General features: G+C 69.1%; 16 protein-coding genes. 7 read left to right on the top strand and 9 right to left on the bottom strand.

Going from position 1 to position 26,580, the window contains the following annotated elements:
* Positions 1-53: 53 nt before the first annotated feature.
* Positions 54-2,288 (top strand): RCC1 domain-containing protein, encoded by a 2,235-nt coding sequence (locus tag SYV04_RS01630; protein WP_321543777.1) that lies wholly within the window; start codon positions 54-56, stop codon positions 2,286-2,288.
* Between the two features lie 10 nt (positions 2,289-2,298).
* Here the strand turns inward: SYV04_RS01630 and SYV04_RS01635 are convergent, their stop codons facing one another.
* A complete protein-coding gene (locus SYV04_RS01635) occupies positions 2,299-3,501 on the bottom strand; it encodes a metallophosphoesterase (RefSeq protein ID WP_321543778.1) in 1,203 nt (400 codons plus the stop codon).
* Position 3,502: 1 nt separating this feature from the next.
* Positions 3,503-3,913: a PaaI family thioesterase gene (locus SYV04_RS01640; protein WP_321543779.1), complete on the bottom strand. Its 411-nt coding sequence runs from the start codon at positions 3,911-3,913 to the stop codon at positions 3,503-3,505.
* A gap of 144 nt (positions 3,914-4,057) precedes the next feature.
* Between SYV04_RS01640 and SYV04_RS01645 the strand changes: the two genes are divergently transcribed.
* Complete coding sequence (locus SYV04_RS01645) at positions 4,058-4,852, top strand: SDR family NAD(P)-dependent oxidoreductase (protein WP_321543780.1); 795 nt, start codon at positions 4,058-4,060, stop codon at positions 4,850-4,852.
* A gap of 28 nt (positions 4,853-4,880) precedes the next feature.
* Here the strand turns inward: SYV04_RS01645 and SYV04_RS01650 are convergent, their stop codons facing one another.
* A complete protein-coding gene (locus SYV04_RS01650) occupies positions 4,881-5,540 on the bottom strand; it encodes an FHA domain-containing protein (RefSeq protein ID WP_321543781.1) in 660 nt (219 codons plus the stop codon).
* 218 nt (positions 5,541-5,758) lie between these two features.
* Here SYV04_RS01650 and SYV04_RS01655 point away from each other — a divergent pair, with 218 nt between their 5' ends.
* Both SYV04_RS01655 and SYV04_RS01660 read left to right on the top strand, forming a co-directional pair.
* Positions 5,759-7,318, top strand: coding sequence for a sigma-54-dependent Fis family transcriptional regulator (locus SYV04_RS01655; RefSeq protein WP_321543782.1), 1,560 nt, complete (start codon positions 5,759-5,761; stop codon positions 7,316-7,318).
* A gap of 158 nt (positions 7,319-7,476) precedes the next feature.
* Positions 7,477-9,933 carry a CBM96 family carbohydrate-binding protein gene (locus SYV04_RS01660; protein ID WP_321543783.1) on the top strand — a complete coding sequence of 819 codons (2,457 nt, stop codon included), beginning with the start codon at positions 7,477-7,479 and terminating at the stop codon, positions 9,931-9,933.
* A gap of 7 nt (positions 9,934-9,940) precedes the next feature.
* On the opposite strand, the gene SYV04_RS01665 is transcribed toward SYV04_RS01660, so the two are convergent.
* Both SYV04_RS01665 and SYV04_RS01670 read right to left on the bottom strand, forming a co-directional pair.
* A complete protein-coding gene (locus SYV04_RS01665; RefSeq protein ID WP_321543784.1) occupies positions 9,941-10,840 on the bottom strand; it encodes a TIGR02757 family protein in 900 nt (299 codons plus the stop codon).
* A gap of 37 nt (positions 10,841-10,877) precedes the next feature.
* Positions 10,878-11,276, bottom strand: coding sequence for a MarR family winged helix-turn-helix transcriptional regulator (locus SYV04_RS01670; RefSeq protein WP_321543785.1), 399 nt, complete (start codon positions 11,274-11,276; stop codon positions 10,878-10,880).
* A gap of 163 nt (positions 11,277-11,439) precedes the next feature.
* On the opposite strand from SYV04_RS01670, the gene SYV04_RS01675 reads away from it, so the two are divergent.
* The 3 genes from SYV04_RS01675 to SYV04_RS01685 are packed head-to-tail and all read left to right on the top strand — an operon-like array spanning position 11,440 to position 17,131.
* Complete coding sequence (locus SYV04_RS01675; RefSeq protein ID WP_321543786.1) at positions 11,440-12,831, top strand: TolC family protein; 1,392 nt, start codon at positions 11,440-11,442, stop codon at positions 12,829-12,831.
* On the top strand, positions 12,828-14,000 hold the full coding sequence (locus SYV04_RS01680) for an efflux RND transporter periplasmic adaptor subunit (protein WP_321544464.1): 1,173 nt from the start codon (positions 12,828-12,830) through the stop codon (positions 13,998-14,000). The genes SYV04_RS01675 and SYV04_RS01680 overlap by 4 nt, the downstream gene beginning before the upstream one ends.
* Positions 14,000-17,131 carry an efflux RND transporter permease subunit gene (locus SYV04_RS01685; RefSeq protein ID WP_321543787.1) on the top strand — a complete coding sequence of 1,044 codons (3,132 nt, stop codon included), beginning with the start codon at positions 14,000-14,002 and terminating at the stop codon, positions 17,129-17,131. The genes SYV04_RS01680 and SYV04_RS01685 overlap by 1 nt, the downstream gene beginning before the upstream one ends.
* Positions 17,132-17,192: 61 nt before the next feature.
* On the opposite strand, the gene SYV04_RS01690 is transcribed toward SYV04_RS01685, so the two are convergent.
* From SYV04_RS01690 to SYV04_RS01705, 4 genes are all read right to left on the bottom strand, one after another.
* Entirely contained in the window at positions 17,193-17,600 is a 408-nt protein-coding gene (locus tag SYV04_RS01690; RefSeq protein WP_321543788.1) for a hypothetical protein, read from the bottom strand.
* Positions 17,601-18,078: 478 nt separating this feature from the next.
* Entirely contained in the window at positions 18,079-21,393 is a 3,315-nt protein-coding gene (locus SYV04_RS01695; RefSeq protein ID WP_321543789.1) for a CHAT domain-containing tetratricopeptide repeat protein, read from the bottom strand.
* Positions 21,390-22,388, bottom strand: a complete 999-nt coding sequence (locus tag SYV04_RS01700; protein WP_321543790.1) for an ADYC domain-containing protein — start codon at positions 22,386-22,388, stop codon at positions 21,390-21,392. Before SYV04_RS01700 ends, SYV04_RS01695 begins: the two co-directional genes overlap by 4 nt.
* A gap of 149 nt (positions 22,389-22,537) precedes the next feature.
* Entirely contained in the window at positions 22,538-26,503 is a 3,966-nt protein-coding gene (locus tag SYV04_RS01705) for a bifunctional serine/threonine-protein kinase/formylglycine-generating enzyme family protein (RefSeq protein WP_321543791.1), read from the bottom strand.
* Positions 26,504-26,580: the final 77 nt, after the last annotated feature.

Raw genomic sequence — 26,580 nt, forward strand, 5'->3', positions numbered from 1 at the left:
CTCCGTGCAGGAGGCGTGTGTCTCGTGGGGCCGCCAACCCGATGAGGAGCCCCATGACACAGGTACAACCCTACACACCTCGCATGCTGTGGATGACGGCGGTGCTCGCCTTCTCGCTGTGGAGTCCTGGAGCACGCGCCGAGCCTTCTCTCGAGCCCGACACCTTCGAGAAGGAGGACACCCATTCTCCCGCCAAGAAGCGCAAGCCCCAGCGCAACCTCCTCGTCACCACGATCAACCACTCGATGGTCATCGGGGAGAGAGGCGCTCTCTGGGTCTGGGGTGGCATCTCGGGCGAGCGCGCGGGGACCTTGCCGCAGATCGAGCTGGGTCAGGCCACGCCGGTGCGGATGCCCGGTATGAGCGGCGCGGTGTCGATCTCCTCTCTCAGAGAGGGGTACTTCTCCCTGGCGCTGATGAAGGACGGCACCGTGCAGGCCTGGGGGCTCAATCATTCCGGCCAGCTCGGCAACGGCACGACGGAGTCACCGCTCACGCGTGTCCAGGTGCTTGGACTGACCCATGTGGTGTCCCTCTCCGCGGGGACCAACCACTCGCTGGCCGTGCGCGCGGATGGCACGGTGTGGGCCTGGGGCCTCAACAGTTCCGGCCAGCTCGGAGATGGCACCACCCAGCGGCGGCTCGTGCCGGTACAGGTGCCTGGGCTCTCCAACGTGGTGTCCGTCTCGGCGTCTCTCACCCACTCGCTGGCGCTGCACGCGGACGGCACGGTGTCAGCTTGGGGGAGCAATGGCGCTGGTGAGCTCGGGGACGGCACGAAGGAGCGCCGCACCACGCCGGTGAAGGTCCTGGGGCTGACGAAGGTGATGGCGCTCGCCTCGGCGTGGTCCATGTCCTTCGCGCTGAGGGAGAACGGTACCGTGTGGGGTTGGGGCAACAACGCCCAGGGACTGTTCGGCGGCAGTGCGCCCTCGCGCTCCACCGCGGCCCCCATTGCCGGGCTGGACAACGTGGAGGCGCTCTCCGTGAGCGACATGCACGCGCTGGCGCTGAAGAAGAACGGCACGGTGTGGGCTTGGGGCCTGAACTCCTCGGGGCAGTTGGGCGATGGAAGCCAGACCACGAGGCTCACCCCAGGGCCGGTGCCGGGGCTGCATGGCGTAGAGGCGGTGGCCGCGGGCCACCGTCACTCCCTGGTCCTGAAGCGCGATGGGACGCTCTGGGGCTGGGGAGCCAACGAGCTTGGCGCGCTCGGCACGGGCACGGATCGCCGGCTCTCGCCCGTCCCGGTGCTGGGGCTGACGAATGCGCAGGCAAGCGCCGTGGGCTACGGACATGCCCTGGCGGTGCTCGGAGATGGCTCTGTCTGGCGGTGGGGGGACGCCGAGGGGTGGCTCGTGCGGCCAGCGCACGCGACGCCCGCGCCCGTCGCGGGGCTGACGAACATGGTGGCCGTCGGCGCTGGGGATGCGCACGCGCTGGCGGTCCGCGCCGACGGCACCGTGTGGGGCTGGGGGAGTAACGCCTACGGCCAGCTCGGCACAGGTGGGACCGAGGGGGGCTCCACGCCGGTGCAGGCCGTGGGGCTCACGGGTGCGGTAGCCGTAGCGGGGGGTGCTATGCACTCGCTGGCGCTGAAGCAGGACGGCACGGTGTGGGCCTGGGGCAGCAATTCCTTCGGCCAGCTGGGGGATGGAACGATGGAAGACCGCTCCACGCCAGCGCAGGTGCAAGGAATCGACGATGTCACCTCCATCGCCTCCTCCTGGTACTCCTCCGTGGCGCTGCGCGGTGACGGCAGCGTGTGGGCCTGGGGCGCCAACGGCGCGACGCTGGAGAACATGCTCGTGCCACGCAAGGTCGAAGGGCTGGAAAACATCCGCGCCGTGAGCGTGGCCTGGACCCACTCCTATGCCCTCGCTGAGGACGGAACCCTCTGGGAGTGGTTCAAGGCCGGAACCGGCTCCGCGCTCCCCACCCCGGTGGCGGGCATGCCCCATGTGGTGGCGGTAGCCCATACCGAGTCGGGCGCTGTCCTCGTGGTGCGCGACGATGGCACCGTCTGGAGCAAGGGCTACAACAGCAGCGGAGTGCTTGGGGTGGCAGGCGAGACCATGGCTCAGGATTGGATCCAGGTGCCAGGGCTGACGGACGCAGTGTCCCTCTCGGTGCCTCCCATGGCTCCGCGCGTGCTAGCCCTCCGCGCCAATGGCACCGCGATGAGCTGGGGCAACAATCTCAGCAACTCGATCGGAGATGGCATCTCCTCACTGCACCTCACGCCCACCCGCGTGCCGCTGCCCCGCCTGCGGAAGGCGGTGCCCTGACCGCGCGGGCCTACGCCGCGCGCAGCGTGAGGATCGTCACCTCGGGGGGAACGCCGATCCGGAACGGGAGCCAGTGCCCCGTGCCGCCCGAGACGTAGAGGTGACGATCCTTCCACCGGTAGCGCCCGAGCATGAACTCGAAGGCGAACCAGAACAGGGGCATGCCCAGCAGCGCCACCTGCCCTCCGTGGGTGTGGCCCGCCAGCGTAAGGTGGGCCCCCCGCTCCGCCGCGTACGGAAAGAACGAGGGGTGGTGCGTCAGGCACAGCACCAGTTCCTCGGGAGACGTGCCCTGGAAGGCGGTCTCCGACGAGCGCCGGAAACCCTCGGCCTTCGAGCCGACGCGTCGGCTCCTCATGGGGTAGTCCACGCCTACCACTCGCAGCCGCTGCCCCCCGTGCTCGAGGACATGCGAGGCGTCCACCAGCAGGCGGACCGGAGCCCCCCGCTTCTCGAGGCCCTTGTACCCTTCGAGGATGGGCCCGATGCCGCGCCAGTACTCGTGGTTGCCCAGGATGGCGACCATCCCGTGCTGCGCGCGGCACCCGGCGAGCGCCTCCATCGTCTCGTCGAGCTGGGTGAGATCATCGATCAGATCCCCCGTCATCACCTGCAGGTGTACCCCAGCCTCGTTCATCGCCGCCACGGCCTGGCGGACGTACTCCGGGCTGATGAAGGTGCCCACGTGGACGTCGGTGATCTGGCCGATCCGGAAGCCCTCCAGCGCGGGGGGCAGATCCTTCATCCGCACCTCGACTTCAAGGACCTCGAAGCCGGAGATGCCGGTGGCGATGCCCGCCGAGCTCGTCCCCATGGCCAGGAACGGGACGGCGCGCCCCGCGTTCACGAGCAGGCTGCGGCGTTCCAGGTCCACGGCGCCGCTGACCGGGTCCACCGCCAGCGCGGGAGCGCGACGTCCCCGCCACCAGCGCACGAGCAGGAAGGGCAGCCCGAACACCGCAACGATCATCGCCGCGACGGTCCACCCCACGAAGAAGAGCTTCAGCGGCGCGGTCAGGCCGGGCACCTGACCTTGAGGCCCAAGCCCCAGCGCCACGAGCAGGGTCCAGGCCACCAGCGACAGGAGTGTCAGGGCCAGGAACACGCCCACGCGCCGCGCGTTGAGCAGCCCCGGCCACAGCCGCTTCAGCACCAGGTAGCCCAGCAGGTTCACCACCACGAGGGCGAGAATTCGACCGATCCACATGCTCATGTCAGCCCAGGAACTTGGTCATCCGGCCCTGCGCGACGAGCACCCCATCGCGCTCGCGTCGCACGTCCACCTGAACGAAGGCCAGGGTGCGCCCGGACTTGAGCGCGGTGGCCTCCACCAGCACGGTGGAACCTCCCGGCGCCGGGGAGAACCAGGACACGTTGAGGTCCGTGGACACGCCGGGCCGGCCTTCCCGGTCCGCGCTCATGATGGCCAGCGTGCCCACCACGTCCACCAGCGTGGCCACCGCGCCGCCGTGCAGCGCGCCGTGGAGGTTCTGCACCGCCTCGCCGACGGGCAGCCGAACCCGGGCCTTGCCGCCCTCCACCTCGAGCACGTCCATTCCCACCAGCGAGGCGTCATACCCGCCCTGCCCGAAGTGCCCCAGGCGCTCCTTCAGCTTGTCATTCATGCCGCCGCACCATAACCGTCGGCCGGGCGTGATGCTCTCCTACCTTGGAGCCCGGCCTGGGAGCCCCCCAAGGCCCGAAGCTGAGCAGGCGGGAAACCTTCCGAGGGCTGGAGCATCCCTGCGCAAACAAGGAGCGACACACACATGGACTTGGGACTCACAGGGAAGACAGCGCTGGTGACGGGCTCGACGGCGGGCATTGGCCTGGCCACGGCCGTGGGGCTGGCACGCGAGGGAGCGCACGTCGTCCTCAACGGTCGCAGCGAGGAGCGGGTGAAGCGCGCCCGGGAACAGCTCCTCCAGGCTGTGCCCGGCGCGAAGGTGTCGGGCGTGGCGGCGGACTTCGCCTCCGCCCAGGGCGCCGAGGCGGTGACGAAGGCCTTCCCCGAGGTGGACGTGCTGGTGAACAACGTGGGCATCTTCGAGCCCAAGGCGTTCGAGCAGATCCCCGATGAGGACTGGCTGCGCTTCTTCGAGGTGAACGTGATGAGCGGAATCCGGCTCAGCCGCTTCTACTTCCCGAAGATGCGCGCGAAGAACTGGGGCCGCATCATCTTCGTCTCCAGCGAGTCGGCGGTGCAGATCCCCACGGAGATGATCCACTACGGCATGACGAAGACGGCGCAGGTGGCGGTGGCGCGCGGCCTCGCGGAGCTGACGACGGGCACGGGGGTGACGGTGAACACGGTGCTGCCGGGCCCCACGTTCTCCGAGGGCGTGGAGCAGTTCGTCTCCGACCTGGGCAAGACGCAGGGAGTGGACGCGAAGACGGCCGAGCGTGACTTCTTCACCCACGCGCGGCCCACCTCCATTCTCAAGCGCTTCGCCTCTTCGGAGGAGGTGGCGAACCTGATCGTCTACGTGAGCAGCCAGCGCTCCTCGGCCACCAACGGCGCCGCCCTGCGCGTGGACGGCGGCGTGGTGCGGGCCATCCTGTAGGAGTGCGGGCGGCGGACGGCGGGGCCGCTCAGGCGGCGGCCTCGCGCTCCTGCTGGGCCTTCTGGCAGAGCCGCTGGATGTACTGCCAGGCGAACTCGATCTCCCGCAGGCGCTGCTCGGCTTCGGCGCGCAGCTGGGGGTTGAGCTGGGCCACCCGGTCCGGGTGGTGCTGCGCGGCCAGCGTCTGGTACGCGGCGCGGGCCTCCTCCAGCGTGGCGCCCTCCTGGAAGCCCAGGAGCCGCCAGAAGAGCAGCGCCTGAGGGACCTGCACATCCGTGGGGGCCTCGTTCGTCTGGGGACGTGGCGCGGAAGGAATCGGCTCGCCGTCCACGGAGTCCTCGCTGGGCCACGGGTACTCCTCGTTGCGCTTCGGGCGGGCGGCCTGCACTCCCCCGATGAGGGACTGGACCGTCAGCAGGTAGGGGCCCACGCGCAGCTCGTCCTCCGCGGTCACCAGCATGGGCCGCACCACCGGCAGGCCGTTGAGCCAGGTGCCGTTGGTGGAGCCCTCATCCAGCACGAGCGCGCCGCCCTCGATGGCGACCAGCCGGCAATGCACGCCGGACACGGTCTCCTCCGGCAGCACCACCTGGCACTTCTTGGAGCGGCCAACGAAGATCTCCCGACTCGCCAGCGTCTCCTTCACCGTCCGTCGCGTCCCGCTCAACCCCACCGTGATGGTGAACACGTGTACTCCCGTCGTTAGGTGTCCGGCCCGGGGAAACGGGCTGGAGGCATCCCCCCCGCTCTGTCAGAGCACGACTTGTGCCGGCCTGTTGCACCCTCGCGGCCCCAGTTATTTCAATATCTTGGAAAACAGTCGGACAACGGTGCGGCGAAACCAGACATCAAACCGTCAAGATTGCTGTCAGAATTGACAGGCAACGGTGCCACCCCGGGGAACGGATGACGCGCGAGACCGAAGCAAAGGCGGGTGAGGAGGAAGAGGGCCACAACGGGCCCTCGCTCAACCGGACCACCACCATTCCCCTGCCGCCCTCCATCCAGGAGCCGCCGGCGAGCCCCACGCCGACGCGCCGGGAGCGGATACCTCGGGAGCTGCTCGCCAGCGTGGACGCGGAGCCCTACCGCGAGCCCAAGGCGCTGCGCGTCCACCGCGAGGGCGTGCCGGATCTGATCGTCCCGCTGTACCCGGATCGCTCCTATGTGTTCGGGCGGGCCCCGGAGTCCACGGTCGTCTTCCCGCATGACGCCGTCTCGCGCCAGCACGGGCGCCTGTCGTTCCGAGAGGACCATCGCTGGGTGTACCGGGATCTCAACTCGCGCAACCACAGCTTCCTGGGCAAGGTGGAGCTGCCGTTCGAGGGCGATGAGCGCGAGTACTTCCAGGCGATGAGCGCCTCGCAGGACTGGGTGGTCGAGCCGGGCAACATCATCCTGCTGGGCAACGGCCGCAGCCGCATCACCCTGCTGGCCGAGGTCCCCGCGGGGATGGTGGCGGGCCCACGCCCCCGGGTGGGTGGCTCGGTGGCGGCGGTCCAGTTGGAGCGCTCCATCAACATCTGCGCGCGCCACCAACTACCGGTCTTCATCCTCGGCAGGTCCGGCACGGGAAAGACGTTCATCGCCCGGGAGATCCACAGCCGCAGCCGGCTGGACGGCAACTTCGTCATCCTCAACTGCGGGCGGCTGCCGCAGGACGCGAGCATGCTGCACAGCGATCTGCTCGGGCATGTGAAGGGGGCCTTCACGGGCGCGGCCTTCTCACGGGTGGGCAAGTTCTACGTCGCCAATGGCGGCACGCTGTTCCTGGACGAGGTGGAGTTCCTGCCTCCCGCCGCGCAGGACTTCCTCGTCGACATCCTGGAGGGCACGGGCAGCCTGGCACCCCTGGGAGCATCTCCGGACTCGCGCGAGCCCCCGCCGCGCTTCCGGCTCATCTCGGCCTCGAAGACGCCCTTGCAGCAGACGCGGCTGCGGCCCGATCTGGCCCAGCGGCTCGCCACCGGGGATGTGATTGTCCTGCCGGCGCTGGAGGAGCGGCGGGAGGACATCCCCAATCTGGTGGAGACCTTCCTCCACCGCCTGAAGACCGAGCAGCAGTACGACGCGGAGTTCACCAGCGACGCGATCGCCTACCTGCAGCAGGTGGACTGGCCTGGGGAGATTCGCGAGCTGGAGGCCACGGTGAAGGCAGTGGTGGCGCGCGAGGTGGCGGCCCGGGCCATCGACGGCGTGGGCTCGTCCCGGATGATGATCACCCTGGAGGCCGTGAAGGTGTACCTGTCGCAGCGGCGCATGGGGTTTGGTGCCTCGGTGGCCGCGCCTCCGGCCCGGCATTCCATGGCGCTTCCCGCCGTGCGCAAGCGGCCTGGAGACTTGTCCGAGCAGGAGGTCCGAGACGCCTTCGACAAGCACGGCGGAACGAAGACACGGGCCGCGCAGGAGCTCGGCATCGCCCTCAACACCTTCAAGGGGCTGATGAAGAAGTTCGGCATCGAGTGAGCCGCCCACGGTAGGCAGCGCCTTTCCCACCCTGGGCCCCAGCCGTACCCAGGTCCTTCCTCGAAAGGGGCGCGGGCCAGCCCCGGAGTTCGCCTCCTGGACAAACGCACACCGGCATACCGGGTGCAGACCTTGGCGGCGAGCAAGGGGGGCTGGGCGTGAACCGTGGAAGGGTGCTGGGAAGAGGGCTGATGGGGCTGGTCGCGCTGGCAATGCTGGCCCACTGTGGCGGAGGTGGGGAAGCGGACGAGCAAGCCCTCACCGGGGTGGTGGAGGAGGAAGCACAGGGCCTTGCGACCACGCTCACCTTCGGCGCGAGCGCGGATGCCCGCGTGGAGGCTTCCGCGCCCACGCAGAACCTGGGCAGCTCGAGCACCCTGCTCGCGGATCTCTCCCCTCAAGGGGAGAGCTACCTGCGCTTCTCCGTCAGCGGCGTGAGCGGCGCGGTCACACGGGCGACGCTGCGGCTGTACGCCTCCGACGGCACCACGGACGGGCCTCGGGTGTTCCTCACGAGCGGGAGCTGGAGCGAGAGCGGCCTCACCTGGAACAACCGGCCCGCGCTGCCGGCCAGCCCGCTGAGTGACGTGGGGGAGATCGCCAGCGGCACCTGGGTGGAGTACGACGTGACGAGCGCGGTCAGCGGCAATGGCGAATTCCACTTCGCGCTCGTGCCCGCCTCGAGCAATGGCGCCACCTTCTACTCCCGCGAGAGCAGCCAGACGGCGCTGCGCCCCCAGCTCGTGGTGACGCTGGGGACAGCCATGCCCGCCAGCTGCCTGCCGCGCCAGGAGCGCTATCCGCGGACGTACTCCCCTCTCGCGGATACGTTCGTCTCCCAGAGCGAGCCTGACCGGAGCTTCGGCCTGGATCCGGCGCTGCGCGTGGATGGTGAGCCCCGCATGGAGGCCTACCTGCGCTACTTCGTCCTGAACGAGGGCCTGTCCATCGCCGACGCCCGACTGGTGCTCCATGCCTCGGACTCCACCTCGAACGGCCCGGCGCTCTACCGGACGCAGTCCGGCTGGAGCGAGAGCATGACCTGGAACACGCGCCCTCTCCTCTCCGGCGCTCCCATCGGCAACCTGGGTGCGATCAGCGCCGGCTCGCAGGTGACGTATGACTTGCGGAGCGTGGTGACGAGCGAGGGGGCCTACAGCTTCGGCCTCATTCCCGAGTCGGGCGATGGCGTGGTGTTCTCCTCGCTGCAGGACTTCGAGTACTCGCGCGGTCCCAAGCTGGAGTTCACGCTGCAGACGGATCCCTACTGCTCCTACCGGGGCTCGGGAGGCGGCCTCACTCACTTTCTGAAGCGGTATGGCGGCGGGGGCTTCGAGCGGCTGGATGCGATGGCCAGCGACGCCTCGGGCGGCTTCGTCGCGGCGGGGCTCTTCGGCTCCGCGAGCTTCCCCGAGAGCGAGGGCTTCGCGCTGGCGCGCTACACCGCGGAGGGCCAGCCCCAATGGACGCGTGTGGTGGCAACCGATGATGTCCGGGTCCGCGCGCTGGCCATCACACCGGAGGGCAACATCCTCGCGGCGGGCAACTACGAGGGCACTCCGGACCTGGGCACCGGGCCCCTGCCAGCGGTCCCGGATGGGTGGGACTACGCGCCGGGGCTCTTCATCGCCAAGTTCTCCCCCGCCGGGGCAACGGTCTGGGTGCGCGCCTTCTCCCCTCGCCTCGCGGACGGCAGCTATCGCCCCGTGTACCCCGAGGCGATCGCCACCGATGCCCAGGGCAGCCTCGTCCTCGTGGGCTCCTTCGAGGGGCGCATGGACCTGGGCGGAGGACCGCTCGTGGCGAACCCGGACAATCCCTCTCCGCCCATCTTCTCGACCGAGGCGGGCTTCCTGGCGAAGTTCTCCTGGCAGGGTCAGCACCTCTGGTCGCGGGCCTTCTCGACGGACAACGAGAGCCACATCGCCCGGCTGTCGACGGTGTCCACGGACGCGCAGGGGCAGATCTTCGTGGGCGGCATGGCCGCGGCCCGCTCGAACCTGGGAGATGGGCCACTGGGCGAACGCGCCGCCTTCGTGGCGAAATACAGCGCCGCGGGAGGCCTGCTCTGGAAGCGCGTCTTCAGCGGGGCCCGTGCCTGGCGGATGAACGTGCGCGCGGTGGGCACGAGCGCGGTCGCCTTCAGCGGGGACTTGCGAGGCAGCTTCACCTTCGGTGGCGTCACCTATCACAGCGAGGACTCGCACACGCCGGAGTCTCCCTTCCTGGACTTCGCCGGCACGCTGAGCGCCACGGGCGCGGACGCGTGGATCCGCCCGCTGCCCCAGATCGACCTCTTCCAGCTCTCCGTGGGTCCCGAGGGCGCGGTGACCCTCATCGGCTCGGCCCTGGGGACGTTCGACCTCGGAGGAAGCACCCTGGGTTCACCGCAGACGATCGGCTCCCTGCCCTTCGTGGTGCGCTACTCCGCGACGGGCGCTCACCTCTGGTCGCGGACGCTCGACCAGGACTTCGCGGGGCCGCTCCTTCCCGTCCCGACTCCCGATGGAGGGCTGGTGCTGGGAGGCACGCACGTCCAGCCCATCGAGATGGACGGGTACACACTCACCTCGGCGGGAGACATGGACCTGCTCTACCTGCGCCTCCAGCCCTGAGCCTCACTCAGGAGCGGCGCTTCGCGGCGGAGAGGACCCGAGGGCCCACGGCGCACGCGTGCAGCAACACGCACCGGGCGCAGTGGTCCACCACGGGCTTGGCCGGGCACACCCCGCTCATGCCGTAGTGGCACAGCGCGAAGTCGTAGCGGACGGGATCCTCCGCATCCAGCCGCCGCAGGGAGGCCGTCACCTCCTCCGCGGTGCGCCAGCTCAAGTCCGTGCGCTTCGTCAGCCCCAGGTGCCGGGCGATGCGGCCGATGTGGGTATCCAGCGGAATCACCAGCGCCGAGGCCGGCACCCGCTTCCAGATGCCGAAGTCCACCGCGTCCGGCCCGCGCACCATCCACCGCAGGTAGAGGTTGAGCCGCTTGGCCGCCCCGGGCCCCAGGGGCGAGGGCAGCAGGTGGTGCAGTCCGCGCTCCGGGCCGAGCACCCGCCGCAGCTCGCCCATGGGCACGTCCCTCAAGCCCGTGGTGAAGTCACTCAGCGCCCCATGCATCGAGCCGTGGGCCTGCCAGCCCTGGACGAAGAGCGCCTCCAGGCTCCCGAGCTCGCGCAGCGCCCGCCCCATGCCCAGCAGCAGCACCGCCACATCCGTGCCCACGTTGAAGCGGTAGACAAACCCATGCAGCAGCGCACGTGCTCCCTCGGGCTCCAGCGCTCGCACGTAGGCGGCCGGAGAGGGGCCCATTTGCCGCAGCAGCGCGTCCACCTTGGGCCGGAACAGGTCCGCCCGGCCATACGCGAGCGCCGCCGCGAGCAGGGCGCTCACCTCGATGTCTCGCGGGTCGGTGTACCAGTGCGGGAACTCCACGGGATCGAACCCGATGCGCGCCCGCGCATCCGTCGACGCCAGGAAGGAGTCCAGCAGCGGGCGCAGGCGCTCAGCCGCCTTCGGTGACAACCCCGTGCTCTGTGAACGTGGACGGCCTCTCACGCCTCTACTCCGCCTTCTGCCCCTCCTGAGCGGACAGGGCCTCCCCCGTCTTCACCAACCCCTCCTGCAGCTTGTCCAGGAGTTGCTGGAGCGTCTTCAACTCCTGCGCCGTCAGGTGCTTACGCACCTCGTCCTCCAGCCACTGTGACGCGGCACGAAGGGCGGGCAGTTCCGCCCGCCCCTCATCCGTCACCTCCAGGCGCACGCAGCGGCGATCCTCTCCCGGGCAGCGCTTCAGCAGTCCGTCGTCCACCAGCCGGTCGACCAGCCGGCTCACCGCCGGCGCGTCCACCACCAACTGCTCGGCCAGTGCCGCCTGACTGCGCACCTCTCCCTTGTCGATGACCTTGAGGGCCAACAACTGGGTAAAGGGCCTGTCCGTCTGCCTGCTCAGACGACGCATGAGCAGTCGCAGCACGGAGCGGCGAACCGATGCAACTTGCTCCGCAAGAGTCATTGGACGTATTAATGCTTGCGGCATACAACTATTGTCAACTACACCGTTTGGAATGTCCGTCCTCGAGGTGAGTTCCGGACAGCAAAGCTCCCCCGTCCCGCCTCCAGGCATGCCGACCCTCCTCGCTACCGTCCTCGGACTCTTCGCCGCCACGGCGCTGGCCGCTCCCCCCGAGCCCCTGCCCCCACCGACCCCCTTCCAGCCGAAGGTGGAGGACCCGATGCTCGCCCCCGTCGCTCCCGCGCCGAGGCGGGTCCAGAGCTGGGAAGAGGCGCTCACCCTGACGCGAGAGCGCTCCACGGACCTGGGGACCGCGCAGGCCGGTGTCGAGCGCGCCGAGGGCCGCTGGCGTCAGGCGCTGGCCGCGCTGCTGCCCAGCGCGCGCCTCACGGGTGGGACGGCGATAGACGTGCTCCACCCGGACACCCCGGTGTTGTTCTCCGGCTCGCCCCTGTTCGCCGGACAGCTTCCGGGCAGCGGGGGCCAACCCACCACGCCCCTCCTCTCCGGCGCGGTGTCCCTGAACCAGTCGCTGGTGGACGTGGGCGCTTGGCGAGGCCTGTCCTCGGCCGAAGCCGCTCGGGACGGGGCCGAGGCGAGCCTTCATGACGTGCAGCGCCGCCTCACCCAGGGGCTCGCGCGGACCCTGGTGGCCGTGGTTGCCGCCGAGCGCGCCGCCGAGCTCAACCGGCTGGGACTGCGCCAGGCGCTGGAGCGCGCCGCCCTCGTCCAGCGCACGCTCGAGCTGGGCGCGGCCACCCAATTGGACCTGGCCCGCACGCGCCAGGACGTGGAGCTGGCGCGCCAGTCGCTGATCTCCGGAGACGAACAACTGCGCCGGGCCCGTGAAGCGCTCGGGCTGGCGCTGGGCTTCGAGCACGCGGTGGGCGTCAACCCGGGCTTCCAGCTCCAGGGGCTGGTGGCCCAGACGCAGACGAGCTGCGCACCGCTGCAGGCCGTGGGCGAGCGCGCGGATCTGCAGGCCGCGCGGGCCCAGGTGGAATCGGCGCGAGACAGCCGCCGACAGGCCTCCGCGGGCTACCTGCCCACGCTGGGGCTCACGAGCAACGTCTCCGCCTTCACCACCGACCCCGGCCTGGGGCGGGTACCCACCTGGAGCATCGCCGCGGTGCTGTCGGTGCCCATCTGGGAAGGCGGCCTGCGCGGAGGCCTGGTGCGCGAGCGCGCCGGCATCGAGCGGCAGGCGGAAGAGTCCCTGGAGCGCACCCGGCGCGACGTGGAGCTGGAAGTGGCGCGCACCCGGCGAGGTGTCGAGGTGGCCGAGTCGCTGGTGAAGACGGCGACCGAAGGCCGCGCGCTCGCCGAGCAGACGGACCAGCTCACCCGTCGCTCCTTTGAAATTGGCCGCAGCAACAGCCTCGAGCTGGTGCAGAGCGCGGCGGCCCTACGCCAGGCGGAATTGGCCCTGGCGCTGCGTGAGTTCGAGCTTGTCCAGGCACGCCTGGATGCATTCTTGACGGAGGCCCGGTGCGACTGGTGAGACGGGTGCGCCCCCTGAAGGCGCTGGTGACAGGACTGTTTGGAATGACCCTCGCGGCCGGAGCGGTGGGCTGCGGCAGCCAGGCAGCGCCGAAGAGCGCGCCGCCTCCGCGTGAGGTGGAGGTGCTGACGCTGGCGCCCAGCGAGACGCGTGACACGGGTGAGTACCTGGGCACGCTGCTGTCGCGCCAGAGCGTCAACGTGCTGCCGCAGGTGGCGGGCCAGGTGCGCCGCATCCACGTGAGCCCGGGCCAGAAGGTGGAGGCCGGCACGCCGCTGCTCGAGGTGGACGCGCGCACCGAGTCCGCCGCGCTGGAGAACGCCCAGGCGCAGCACAGCTCCGCCTCGGCGAACCTCGAACTGGCGCGACAGACGCGCGAGCGCACCGAGGCCCTCTATAAGGAGGGGCTGGTGAGCGCGCAGGAGCTGGAGCGGGCCCGCTCGCAGGCGGAGACCGCCGAGGCCGCCTCCCGCTCCGCCTCCGCGCAGGTTCAGCAGCGCCAGGTACAGCTCCAGTTCTACGTGGTGCGCGCCCCCTTCGCTGGCACGGTGGGTGACGTGCTGGTGCGCCTGGGCGACTACGTGGGGGCCACTACGCCGCTGACCAGCGTGGCCCAGGCGGACGTGCTCGAGGTGAGCGTGTCGGTGCCGTCCACGCGCGCCCGCGCGCTGCAGCCGAACACGCCGCTGGAGGTGCTCGACAGCCAGGGCCAGGTGCTGATCACCAGCCCCGTCTTCTTCGTCGCCCCGCAGGCGGACCCGCGCACCCAGCTGGTGGAGGTGAAGGCCGCCTTCCGCAACACGGTGGGCCTGCGCCCCAACGAGCTGGTGCGCGCCCGCGTCGTCTACTCCGCCCGCAACGCCCTGCAGCTTCCGGCGCTCGCGGTGGTGCGCCAGAGCGGCCAGCCCTTCGCCTTCGTGGTGCAGGCCAAGGGCGAGCAGAAGGTGGTGGAGCGCCGCCCCATCACCCTGGGGCCTCTCGGAGAGCAGGCCTACGTGGTGGAGAGCGGCCTGCGTGAGGGAGATCAGGTCGCGGTCTCCTCGCTGCAGGCGCTGCGCGATGGGGCAGCGGTCAAGCCCAAGCCCGCGCCGTCCTCGATGGCGAAAGTCAGGCCCGACGCTGGAGGCAGTGGGAGCGGTGGCGGCGGTACCACCGGGGGCAGCCGCTAATGGTTGAGTTCTTCATCCGGCGGCCGATCTTCGCCGCCGTCTGCTCCATTCTGCTGACGCTGGTGGGCGTGCTGGCCATTCCCACGCTGCCCATCGCTCAGTACCCGGACCTCGCTCCGCCCCAGGTGACCGTCACCGCCTCCTACGTGGGCGCGAGCGCCGAGGTGGTGGAGTCCGCCGTCACCATCCCGCTCGAGCAGGAGCTCAACGGGGTGGAGGGTATGCGCTACATCGCCTCCGCCAGCAGCAACGACGGCATCAGCCAGATCACCATCACCTTCGAGCCCACGCGAGACCTCGAGGTGGCCGCCGTCGACGTGCAGAACCGCGTCAGCCGCGCCGCCTCGCGCCTGCCCGCGCAGGTGAACCAGGCGGGCATCGTCGTCAACAAGGCCTCCAGCCAGCTCTTGATGAGCTTCGGCCTCTACAGCTCCGACGAGCGCTACGACTCGAAGTTCCTCAGCAACTACGCGGACGTGAACCTGCGAGACGCGATCAAGCGCGTGCGCGGCGTGGGCGAGGTGCGCATCTTCGGCGAGCGCAAGTTCTCCATGCGCCTGTGGCTGGATCCGACGGAGCTGGCGCGCCGCAAGCTCACCCCTCAGGACGTGACACGCGCGCTGCAGGAGCAGAACCTGCAGGTGGCGGCGGGCCAGGTGGGCCAGGCGCCCTCGCGGGACGACCAGCCCTACCAGCTGGCGGTGCGTGCGCGCGGCCGGCTCATCGAGCCCGAGGAGTTCGGGGAGATCGTCGTGCAGCGCACCCCGGACGGGAAGCTGGTGCGCGTGAAGGACGTGGGCCGCGCGGAGCTGGGCGCGGAGAACTACGGCACGCTGATGCGCTTCAACGGGAAGATGGGCGTGGGCCTGGGCATCTTCCAGCTTCCGACCGCCAACGCGCTGGACGTGCGCGACGGAGCGGTGAAGGAGATGGAGCGGCTGTCCAAGCAGTTCCCTCCGGGGCTGGAGTATCGCGTGGGCACCGACACCACGCTGGCGGTGCGCGCCTCCATCAGCGAGGTGCTGCGCACGCTGGCGGAGGCTATCGCGCTCGTGATTCTCGTCATCTTCCTGTTCCTGCACGGCTGGCGCAGCGTGCTCATCACCGCGCTCACCCTGCCCGTCTCGCTGATAGGCACCTTCGCCTTCGTCAAGCTGTTCAACTTCTCCATCAACACCCTCACCCTCTTCGGACTGACGCTGGCCACGGGTCTGGTGGTGGATGACGCCATCGTGGTCATCGAGAACATCGAACGCTTGATGGCCGAGAAGGGCCTGAAGGCGCGGCAGGCGGCCCGAGAGAGCATGAAGGAGGTGTCCGGCGCGGTGGTGGCCATCTCCATCGTGCTGGTGGCGGTGTTCGTCCCGGTGGCCTTCTTCCCGGGCACCACGGGCGCCATCTACCGGCAGTTCGCGCTCACCATCGCCGCCTCGGTGGCCCTGTCGACCTTCTGCGCGCTGACGCTCACCCCGGCGCTGAGCGCGCTGCTGCTGCGCCACGGCCATGGGCCCAAGTGGATCGTCTTCCGGAAGATCGACCAGGCGCTCGACTGGGCGCGCAGCGGCTATGGGCGGGTGCTGGGCAAGCTGCTGAAGCACCCGGTGCTGGTGCTGCTGGCCTTCCTCGTGTGCGTGGGTGGCACGGTGGCGCTCTTCCGCGTGGTGCCCACGGGCTTCATCCCCGACGAGGACCAGGGCTACATCATCGTCTCCATACAGGGGCCCGAGGGCATGTCGCTGGCGCAGACGGAGAAGGTGCTGCGCGAGGCGGAGGAGGTGCTGCGTGCCCAGGAGGAGGTGACGGGAATGTTCGCCATCGGCGGCTTCTCCTTCGGCGGCAACGGCGCCAACCTCTCCACGGCCTTCGTCATGCTCAAGCCGTGGGAAGAGCGACCGGGCCGTGAGCACTCGGTGGCCGGCCTGGTGGAACGGCTGCGTGGGCCGCTGAGCCGCATCGGCGGAGCGCGCGTGCTGCCCTTCCAGCCTCCCGCCATCCGCGGCGTGGGCACGGTGGGTGGGTTCCAGTACATCGTCGAGGACACCTCGGGCAGCGGCTCGCTGGACGGCCTGGCCAGCGCCGTGCAGGAGCTGGTGGCGCGGGGCAATGAGGAGGGCCGCCTGCGCGGCGTCTTCACCGCCTTCACCGCGGACACCCCGCTGCTGGACGTGGAGGTGGATCGGCAGAAGGCCAAGGCGCTGGGCGTGCCCATCGAGCAGGTGTTCGGCACCCTGCAGCTCTACATGGGCAGCCAGTACGTCAACGACTTCAACTACGCGAGCCGGACCTACCGGGTGTACCTGCAGGCCGAGCAGCAGTTCCGCGACAGCCCCTCGGACATCGGCGCCTTCTACGTGCGCAGCGACAGCGGGGACATGATTCCGCTGGAGGCGCTGGTGAAGGTGACGCCCACCACCTCCGCGCAGACGATCCGCCACTACAACCTCTTCCGCTCCGCGGAGATCAACGGCCAGGGCGCACCGGGCGTGTCCTCCGGTCAGGCGCTGGAGGCCATGGAGGCGCAGGCGGCCCAGCTGCCACAAGGCATGGCCGGAGAGTGGACGGGCATCAGCCTCGAGCAGAAGGAGAGCGGCGGGCAGACGCTGATCATCTTCTCCATGGGCCTGCTCTTCGTGTTCCTGGTGCTGGCGGCCCAGTACGAGAGCTTCACCCTGCCCTTCGTCATCATCCTCTCGGTGCCACTGGCCATCCTGGGGGCCCTGGGGCTGCAGTTCGCGCGCGGGCTGGCCAATGACGTGTTCTGTCAGGTGGGGCTGGTGATGCTGGTGGGCCTCGCGAGCAAGAACGCCATCCTCATCGTGGAGTTCGCCGAGCAGCTGCGCGAGCAGGGCAAGAGCGCGGTGGAGGCGGCGATCGCGGCGGCCGAGGTGCGCCTGCGGCCCATCCTCATGACGTCCATCGCCTTCCTGCTGGGCGTGGTGCCGCTGATGCTGGCCGAGGGCGCGGGCTCCGCGGCCCGCAACTCCTTGGGCACGGCGATCTTCGGCGGAATGTTCGTGTCCACCGTGGTGAACCTCATCTTCATCCCCGGGCTGTACGTGCTGGTGCAGAAGCTGAGGGGAGACGTGCGACGGACTCAGGAGGACGAAGAGGCGGTCGCTCCATCCCACTGAGCCACCCGCTCTCGAAGAGGGGGCCCCTGACGACCGGGGCCCCTCTCGAGGGACTACACGGTCAGAAGATCCTCAGGCTGTAGCCAGGTGCGGTCGGTTCGTACGGGTTCGGGCCATAGCCTGCCTTGTTCCGGACGCGGACGAAGAAGGCGGATTGCGCCGGGACACTGCGGACGATCTTGGACCCCCTGCAGTTCACGTCGGTCACCACGGTGCATTTGTTGTCGTTCGTGGCCAGGAGACTGCCCTGAGCGCCAGTGCTGGCGTTGTAGGCATAGAGATCCAGGATCGTGTCCGAGCCCTGGATGTTGTAGGTCTCGAACGTCGCCTGCGCGGCATTGGGGACGTAGACGACGACCCAGTCCACGTCTCCGACCTCGTGGAAGGTGTGGCCTGTCTGCGGCGTGCCCACGTAGGCCTTGGCGGTCGTCGCGGTGTTGTCGCTCTCGTACGCATCCGGCGCATGCATGGCACAGTAATCGCCCTCGATGGGAGGACCCCAGGGGTCCGCACAGTATCCCCCTTGGCAGGCGCAACCCGAGTGACAGTTCGCGTCGGTCGTGCATGCGCGCCTCGGGGGGGTGCTGCAGGTGTCGCCCTCTGGAGGCGGCCCGAAACCATCGGGCTGGCAGATGCCGTTGATGCAGTCACATCCCGCGGGCTCGTTGCAGTCCTCATTCCTCACGCAATACCTGACGAGCGCCTGCTTGGCCTCGCCGAGCTGTTCAAGGGTCTCCTTGTCTGCCTGCTCGACAGGGGCCTCCGGAATGCCTCCGCAACCCAAGGCTGGGAGGGTGAGCAACACGGGAACGATCCACGAATATCTGGCCATCAGCTCTCTCCTGAGAAGGCGCACGACGCGCTCAAAATCAAAGAGACATGGTGCGAGCGGGCTATGCAGAACGCTTCCGCTTTTCGCTCGAGGCGGAAACCTGCGTTGGCGCCGCTCAGGGCGCTGGCCGAGGCTCGGTGCGCGGCACCAACCCGCGCAGCGGTGTGTCCTGGCCCATGGCGATGAAGGGCGCCCAGAAGTAGGGATGCGGATGCTTCCGGCGAAATGTCCGCATCGCCTCGCGCAGGGCCGTGACGCGGCCCTGCCCCGCCAGCAGGTTCCGGTAGTAGCTCTCCATGAACTCCTGCGTCTTCTCGTCGTTGACGCTCCACAGGCTGGCCACGACCGCCTCCGCCCCAGCCACCACGAACGCCCGGCGCAGGCCGTAGACCCCCTGGCCCTGCTTGATGTCGCCCAGCCCCGTGTCGCAGGCCGACAGCACCACCAGCTGGGTGCCCCACAAGTCGAGCCCCGCCAGCTCCAAGGCCGTCACCAGGGAATCCTCTCGGCGCGCGCCTCCTGGCTGTGCGGCCGAGGCATGGGCTCCCGCCAGCACCAGATACGAGCGAAGCAGCGGGTCCGGAAGACGCTGCGACCTGTCCTCCTCTCCGAGGGCGCAGCATGCCCCCACGGCGCGCGTGCCCACTCCGGTGGGAGCATCCTCTCGGAAGAAGCCGTGGGTGGCGATATGGAGGATGCCGGGTGTGCGCACCTTCAGCAGCGCCTCCTTGGTCGCGGCGCGGCCCAGGAACAGTTGTGCCTGGGGGAACATGCGCTGAATGGCCTCCGCCTCCTTGCGAGTCCCAGGCAGCGGAGGGAAGGGCTGATCCACCCCAGGAGCGCGCATGGCGGAGAAGAAGCGCTCGAGGGCCCCGGAGCGCTCCCTAGCGCCGGCGTCCCCCCTCTCTGGGGACACAGCGGGTGGAGCATCGAAGTCGGGGTCCGCCAAGACGACGACCGAGCGCTCGGGCGCCACCTCCTCGATGCGAGGCAGGAGATCCCTTCCCGAGGTGAGATAGGCGAGCTCGAAGCCATCCTCGAGCATGTGGCGACCATCGTTCAGCACACCGAAGGGCACGAGGGAGAGCTGTCCATCCGTGGAGAGGAACAAGCGCCGAACCTTGCCAAGCCGTGGCACCAGGGGTCGAAAGGCCAGCTTGTAGAGTTCCCTGGCGGCTGACGCGTAGGCGCTCACGTGGCGCGCCAGCACGCGATGCAACTGCAAGGAGGCTCGGTCCAGAGGATCGGCAAGTCCGAGATCCACGGCCTGCGTGCTGCCATCCGCGAAGAGCAGGAGCGCGAGGTAGCGAGGCCCGCCCAAGTCTGGCAAGGCCGGAGCCGCATGACTCTCGTAGGCCACGAACTCAACGAGCACGCTGTCCTTGGGAAGGGAGGCCGCGACGCGGTCAACGAGCTCGGCGGGACGTGGCCGTGTGGCATGCGCACGCAGGGACGCCGAGCGCCGGGCGAGGTCGGCCTCGAGAGTGTCGCTCTGGGCCGCGAGGTCCTTGAGGAGCTGTTGATACTCGGTCGGCGGGCGTGTACCCGGCCCCGCGAGAGACGCCTCCGCGATGCGGGTGCGCAAGGCGCGCAGGTGCTCGAAGGCCTCGCGATCCTCAGGCCCCAGGCTCCGAGAGATGATCTGAGAGGTATCGGCGATCTCCTCGACGGAGCGGCCCTTGCGAAGAAGGGCAGCCGTCAGCGCCAGGCGCCGGACACGGGCATCGTCCGGGTAGGCACGCGCGAGCGCATAGAGTTGCTCCTCACTCTTGCGGAGCAGGCGGAGGAAGCTCTCCAACCCTCGCTCGGAGAAACCGAAGACCTCCTGGCGCAGGTCCGCCTCGGAGACAGCCAAGGCTCTCTCGAAGAGTGGCAGCGCCTCGGCGAGACGCTGCTGCGCGACGCGGAGCAGGGCCAGGTCATGGAGCGAGGTGGCGACGTCCGGGTGCGCTTCACCGAGGACCGTCTCCCGAATCTCCAACGCCCGTTGATGCAACGGCTCGGCCCGCGAGTACTGCCCCTGGTTGAAATAGAGCAACGCGAGATGGTGGAGCGAGCGGGCGACGTTGGGGTGATTCTTGCCAAGCGCCTGTTCGCGAATGGCCAGGGCCCGCAGATGCAGCGGCTCTGCTCGCGCGAAGTGTCCCTGGCTCACGTAGGCACTGGCGAGGTTGCCGAGCGACTCGGCGACATCGGGATGGTCCCTCCCGAAGGCCTGCTCCCGGACTGCCACGGCCTGCTCATACAAGGGCTCGGCCTGCGCGTACCCGCCCTGCGAGGAGTAGAGGTTGGCAAGGCCGTCGAGCGCGAGGGCGACGTTGGGATGACGCTCTCCAAGCGTCGCCTTGGAGATCTCGATGGCCCGCATCGCGAACGGAATTCCCCGCTCGTATTGGCCCTGAGCCATGTAGAGCAGGGAGAGTCCATGGAGCACATCGACCAGATCGGAGTGGCCCTTGCCGAGGGCTTCTTCCTGGATCGCCAGCACGCGTTGGTACAGCGACTCTGACTGTGCGTAACGACCCTGATAGAAGATGAGGTTGGCGAGGTTGTAGAGCGCGTCGGCGATGTAGGGGTGCTTGTCACCGAACGCCGCTGTCCAGATCGCGATGGCGCGCTGATAAAGCGCCTCGGCCCGCGGGTACTTCCCCTGATGCACGTAGGCATTGGCGAGGTTGTTGAGCGACTGAGCGACGTCAGGATGGTTCTTGCCGAGAGTTTCTTCCTTGATCGCGATCGCACGCCCATACAACGACTCGGCCCGCGCGTAATGCCCCTGCTTCATGTGGACGCTGGCGAGGTTGTTGAGTGAGAAGGCGATATCCGGATGATTCCTGGGGAGGCTCTTCTCCCGCACCGCGAGCGCGCGCTCATGGAGCGCCTCGGACCGCGCGAACTGCCCCTGCTGCAAATAGAGGTTGCCCAGATTGTTCAGCGTGGAGGCGACGTCAGGGTGGTCCTTGCCGAGCACTTCCTCCCGGATCTCCAACGCACGCCCATACAGCTGCTCCGCCCGCGCAGGCTGCCCCTGCTTCAAGTAGACAGTCGCGAGCGTGTGGAGCGATTCGGCGACTTCGGGGTGGCGCTCTCCGAAGGCTGCTTCACGGATCGCGAGCGCGCGTTGAAGCAGCAGCTCGGCCCGGGCAAGACTCCCCTGCAACACCTGAACGGCACCGAGCAGGTTGAGGCATTGGGCGACCTCGGGATGCGTGTCTCCCAGCACGGCCTCCCTCAACTCCAGCGCGTGCTCGAGCAACGGCACCGCCTCCGCGTAGTGTCCCGCGGCCTTCTGCTGCTGCCCTTGCTCATAGGCCTGTCTTGCCTCGGTCAAGCGTGGGTCTCGCCCGCCCGGGTCCACCGTGGCGCACGCCACACCGCTCAAGAGCACCAACGCTGCCCGCACCAGGGTTCGCTGAATGCCGCTCTTCATGGCCTTTGTCCTGCACGGAGAGGAGCGCCCTTCTCGTAGGAGCGGTTTCGCAGCAGCACCGCCTCGGCATGCTCCCCCTTGCGGAGCACCTTGCAGCGGTCACCCTCCCCGAGATCCTTCTCCCCTACTTCGAAGCGAGCGGGACATTCCTCCAGGATGCGCTCCACCGCGCTCCCATCCCGCGTGCGGGAGAGGCACCACGCTCCGTCAGCCGTCCACGCCGCCTCGAAGGAGGCCAGCGCCGGCTCCCAGCCCCCCGCCGCCTCCTTCGTGCGCGTCAGCACCGCCAACCCGTCGTACATGTCGATGGGCATGTCTTCGCGCGTGTGGCTGCGTCCGTCTCCGCAGTAGTCCGCTCGCGCCATCCGCGTGCAGGCCTGATGCAGCGCTTCGAGCGAATACCCTGCCTTCTCGCCCCAGGGCTTGTAACCCCACTGGATGCACTTGGCGATCACCCCGTTCTCACATGCGAAGGTGAACCGCCCTGCCTCCTCATGCCTCGCGCCCTTCTCATCCCATACGCCGGGCACGGCCAGGGCGCGGGGCGACGGTACGCGGTGGGTCGCCACGCACGGGTTCTCCCAGGCCTCGCGCTCGGCGTCCCATACCTGGATCTGGTACCACATCACCGAGGGATCCTCGGCGGCCGCCTCCGCCCCACACAGCGCCACCTCCACGGGCGCACCGTCACTCGCCCTGCCCTGCATCACCGCGGAGACCAGCGCCTTGGGCTCACGCGACGCGGCCACCAGCCGCCCCTGCTCCAACCGCACACCGCTCACGGTGGCGGCACCGAGCCGCACACGGCCCAGCTCGACCGAGGCCAGAATGCTGCTCGTCTCGCGCTGCGAGTCCTTGCGGCTCGTGCCCCACAACAGCGTGCCCTGCGGCCAGACCTTGCGCTCGGGAGTCTGGGGCTGACAGGGCGGCACGGACACACGCGCCTTGGGCTGGGCGACCGCGGGCGCTCGCTCTGGCGTGGGAGTGGAAGCCACCGCGACCTCAGCGACCACGACACATGACAGCATCAGAAGGTGTCTCATCCTGGATGTCCTCGCTATCGGCGACGCAGTCGGTGCGCCGTCTCACTGAGAAGAGGCGAGGTGCCGCCAAGCTATGCAACAAGTCGCCATCGCGACCCGCCTCACTCGCCTGGAAGAGAGGCACACAGGCGCACGCCAATCCGAGCATCGCGGTGGCTGGAGGTGCTGGCCTGGCGACTGGCCACCAGGGCGCCGATGTCGCCGTAGTACCAGGCCCCCCCACGCAGAACGATCTCTCCGAAACCGCTCTGCGTGGGCCGGGTCATCTCGAAGGCATTGCCAGCCATGTCCTCGAGGCCGAAGGGACTGAGGGAGGCGCGATGCGATCCCACCTCATCCGGCCCGTAGGCATCTGGCCGAAAGGCGTACGTCGCATCGATGTTGGCGTCGTCCTTCTGGAGCCGGTTGCCATGCGGAAACCGGCGATCGTCCGCCCCTCTCGCCGCACGCGTCCACTCGAGCTCACTGCACAGGCGGGCGCCCGGCAACCGCTGCGTCCGATCGAGCCACGAGAGGTAGCCCACGAGATCGTCGGCCGAGACACCCACCAGGGGAAAGCGTCGCCAGTCCTGTTCAGCGCGAGACTTCCGACCCGGGTAGCGAATGGGTTCGCCAGCCTGGGCCGTGAGGACGGCTCCGCTCACGAGATAGAGGGAGAAGCTCCAGGCGCCATCAGGCAGTCGCCGCAGCGTCACCGCGCTGTTGCCGTTGAAGTTCGGCTTCTCGAGGATGAGCCTCTCGGGTGCGTTCCCGGGCAAGGTGTCCAGGTACGTCAGCCAATCGCCCAGCGTCACCTCGGTCCGCCCGATGAGATAGCCCTGTTCGAGGCAGCTCGAATGCAGAGGCGCACTCTCCAGCATCGCTCTCAGCTCCTCTACATCCGCGCTCCCTTCGAGGCTGCATCCAGAGGGGATGTAGACATAGCCCTCGGGCACCTTCTTGGGGAGCTCGAGGGTGATGCTCTCGCGCGTCCCTCGCTCGAGCAGAAGGGGGAGCTCGACCGGCGCATATCCCTCCCGCGTGATGTGGAGCTGGTAGGAGCCCGGTGGCACGCTCCGCCACTCCATCGGCGTCGAACCGAGAGGCTCCAGAAGAGGCACGGGCTCGCGTCTCCGTCTCCCCTGGTCGTCCACGTAGCGCGTGATCTCGATGCTCGCGCCCGGCGGCTCGGTCACCAGCACGAGCTCCGCTGGGGCGTCGAACTCCTTTCGGAGCGCATCGCCCGCGACAGTCAACCTCCGGAAGCGCTGCACGAGCCGGGTGAGCTCCTCCCTTTGGTAGAAGCGCTCGGCCAGCAGGATCCGCTCATGGATGAGCTGGATGAGTAGCTGGCGTGCGTCCTCTTGATCGCGGGCGCGATCGAGGACCTCTTCGATGGCGCGCTCCGCCTCTGCATAGGAGGCGCCGGACTGCCTGAGTTCTTCGGTGACCTGCCCCCATATCTCCTGGGCGAGGAGCCACCGCTCCTGTGGGTCCAGCGGTATCCCCGGGCCACCCGGAGGCTGGCCCGTGAAGAGTGCCATCGCTTCCGTGCGCCCCTTGCTGGCGCGCTGCCCCAACTCATTCGCCTCGGCGAGCGCCACCCTGGCGTCCGCCATCCGCGCGCTCACGAAGCTCTGGAGTTCCTGGTGCTGCTTCAGGCGCATCACGCCATAGAAGCCCCCCACGACGAGCACGAGGGCCAGCGCGGCGAGCCAGCGACGTTGGCTCCGGCGACGCACGGCGCGCCAGGAGGCGCGGAGGAAGTCCTGCTCTCGGGCCCCCAGGGTCGTGGGATCGAGCGCGCTCGCCTCGTCCAGCTGACGCTCTCGCCACAGGAGATCCTCGACGCGTCCCAGGCGCTCCCACTCCGTCCCGGCGGACTCGATACGCTGACGAAGCGCGCTCTGACCGGCATCCTCGTTGAGCCATTGGTGCAACGTGCCCCAGCTCGCGATGAGCGCCTCGTGAGCGATCTCATAGCTCGCGCGATCTCCAACCTTGCGCACATGCAACAGGCGCCCCTCGACGAGCGCTCTCATGGCGGTGCGCGCCTCGGACGACGCCGCGATGAGCTCCTCCTCGCCGCGCTCACTGCGGGTGCCCTCCGCGGTGATGAGGCGCCCAAGCAAGCGACGCGCGGCCTGCTGCTCGGCCTGGCCAAGGTTCGCGAGCACCCGGTCCGCATGGCGCGACAGCGCGCCGGCCACGCCGCCCATCTCGTCGAGTGACGCCTGGGTGATGCAGCCCCTGGCCGTATCGCGGCGCTCCCAGAGTTCGGCCAGCGCGAACTGGAGCAGGGGCAGGCTGCCCGCGCCTCGCGCCGTGGCCTGGACGAGGGTCTGCACCAGGGCCTCGGATTCGAAGACCACGCCCCTGCGGCGGGCCGGCCCGACGATGGCCTCTCGCACGCGCTCAGAGGAGAGGGGCTTGAGCAGGTACAGCGCCTGCTCGACCACGTCGTCCAGGCCCGACAGCACCCCGACACGCGCGAGGAAGTCGCCCCGCACCGCGAGGAGCACGCGCACGCCCACCGCTGGCAAGGCGAGCTCCCCGAGGAGACTGGCGAAGCGCACCGCCTGCTCGGGCTCGCTCAGGGTGACCAGCTCCTCGAGCTGGTCGATGAAGAGGAGCAGACCGCGCCCCTCCTGGTGAGCCGCTCGCAAGGCGGGCCCCAGATGCTCGGGTGCTTCGGTGAGCCAGCGCCCCAGCTCCGCCTCCGTGCGGCCCAGCACGGGGGCCAGTGCCGCCGCGAGCCTCGCCAGCGGCCGGCGGCCAGGCCCCAGCGTCAGCGTGGAGAACTCGCGATACTCGCCGAGCGCTCCTTGCTCGACGCGAGGGAGGACGCCCGCGCGACAGAGCGAGGACTTGCCCACGCCCGAGTCTCCAGCCACGAGGACCAGCGGCTGACGGCGCAAGCGCTCGAGCACGGCGAGGATCTCGGCATCGCGCCCGAAGAAGAGCGAGCGGTGCTCGGCTTCGAAAGGCGCCAGGCCCCGGTAGGGATTCGCGGAGGGAAGGACGTCCGGCTCGCGGCTCCCTCCCAGCCGCTCGAGCTCAGCGCCGAGCGCGTCAGCCGAGATGAAGCGCACGCTCGGATCGACGGCGAGGCATCGCTCCACGAGCGCCGCGAAGTCGAGATCGACATCTGGCACAGCGGCCGTGAACGAAGGGCTGCTCCCAGGCACCTGTCGCTCTGTCTCTCCGATCGGAGGAAGCGTGCCTGTACAGAGCTCATAGAGCACCAGCCCGAGGGCATAGAGATCGCTCTGCGGCGTCGCCGCCCCTCCATGGAAGAGCTCGGGTGCCATGTAGCGCGGCGTGCCCGCCGCACGAGCACCGCTCGGTCCCACGGGCGCACTCGCATCCACGAGCTCGGCCAGCCCGAAGTCGAGCAGCTTGACCTCGCCTTCCTCGGTGAGGAAGACGTTGGATGGCTTGAGGTCCCGGTGCAGCACGCCCTGGCGATGTGCCGCCGCGAGCCCTCGGGCCAACCCCTGCCCCAGCCTGAGGACGCGCCGCCATGGCAGGGGCAGAGGCAGGTTCGCGAGGCTCTGCCCGACAAGGTACTCGGAGACGAGATAAGGGTGCCCCCCCACCTCGCCCACGCGAAACAGGGTGACGACGTTGGGGTGCTGCAATCGCGCGATGGCGCGTGCCTCGTTATGGAAGCGCGAGCGGATGCGCGCGTTGGGCTGCTGCGCCGCGATGAACTTCACCGCCACCCGCCGATCCAGGAAGCGATCGTGTGCGAGATAGACAAGCCCCATGGCCCCGCGCCCCAGCAGACGCTCGAGCTGGAACTCGTCGAACTCGGTGGGAGGCACCCAACTAGCGGCCGGTGCCCGGGGAGCCGTCTCATTACTTGAGAATCCCTCTCCGTCCACGGGGCTCTGCGCCACGAGCCCTCCCGCCACGCGCAGGTCACCGCGCACGACCGTGACGAAGAGGGCATGGCAGTGCTGGCACCCCGCGACGTGGCGATGGATCGGCTCCAGCTCGTCCGTGACGAGCTGTCCATCGATGAGCCGCGCAAGGAGCTCATCCGTCAGACATGCCGACCCAGCCTGATCTGAGTCACGCGCCATCAACGCTCCGACAGGGACTGCGAATCGGGTTGGAACGCCCGCGACACTAGCCTAATCTCATCTGGCACGGCGGGCGG

This window comes from Hyalangium ruber (assembly GCF_034259325.1).
GTDB lineage: Bacteria > Myxococcota > Myxococcia > Myxococcales > Myxococcaceae > Hyalangium_A > Hyalangium_A rubrum.

What these genes read in the sequence shown, in the direction of transcription:
- SYV04_RS01705 (WP_321543791.1), bottom strand. Translation starts at nt 26,503, where the DNA reads ATGGCGCGTGACTCAGATCAGGCTGGGTCGGCATGTCTGACGGATGAG.
- SYV04_RS01695 (WP_321543789.1), bottom strand. Translation starts at nt 21,393, where the DNA reads ATGAAGAGCGGCATTCAGCGAACCCTGGTGCGGGCAGCGTTGGTGCTC.
- SYV04_RS01685 (WP_321543787.1), top strand. Translation starts at nt 14,000, where the DNA reads ATGGTTGAGTTCTTCATCCGGCGGCCGATCTTCGCCGCCGTCTGCTCC.
- SYV04_RS01645 (WP_321543780.1), top strand. Translation starts at nt 4,058, where the DNA reads ATGGACTTGGGACTCACAGGGAAGACAGCGCTGGTGACGGGCTCGACG.
- SYV04_RS01630 (WP_321543777.1), top strand. Translation starts at nt 54, where the DNA reads ATGACACAGGTACAACCCTACACACCTCGCATGCTGTGGATGACGGCG.
- SYV04_RS01635 (WP_321543778.1), bottom strand. Translation starts at nt 3,501, where the DNA reads ATGAGCATGTGGATCGGTCGAATTCTCGCCCTCGTGGTGGTGAACCTG.
- SYV04_RS01675 (WP_321543786.1), top strand. Translation starts at nt 11,440, where the DNA reads ATGCCGACCCTCCTCGCTACCGTCCTCGGACTCTTCGCCGCCACGGCG.
- SYV04_RS01670 (WP_321543785.1), bottom strand. Translation starts at nt 11,276, where the DNA reads ATGCGTCGTCTGAGCAGGCAGACGGACAGGCCCTTTACCCAGTTGTTG.
- SYV04_RS01640 (WP_321543779.1), bottom strand. Translation starts at nt 3,913, where the DNA reads ATGAATGACAAGCTGAAGGAGCGCCTGGGGCACTTCGGGCAGGGCGGG.
- SYV04_RS01655 (WP_321543782.1), top strand. Translation starts at nt 5,759, where the DNA reads ATGACGCGCGAGACCGAAGCAAAGGCGGGTGAGGAGGAAGAGGGCCAC.
- SYV04_RS01690 (WP_321543788.1), bottom strand. Translation starts at nt 17,600, where the DNA reads ATGCATGCGCCGGATGCGTACGAGAGCGACAACACCGCGACGACCGCC.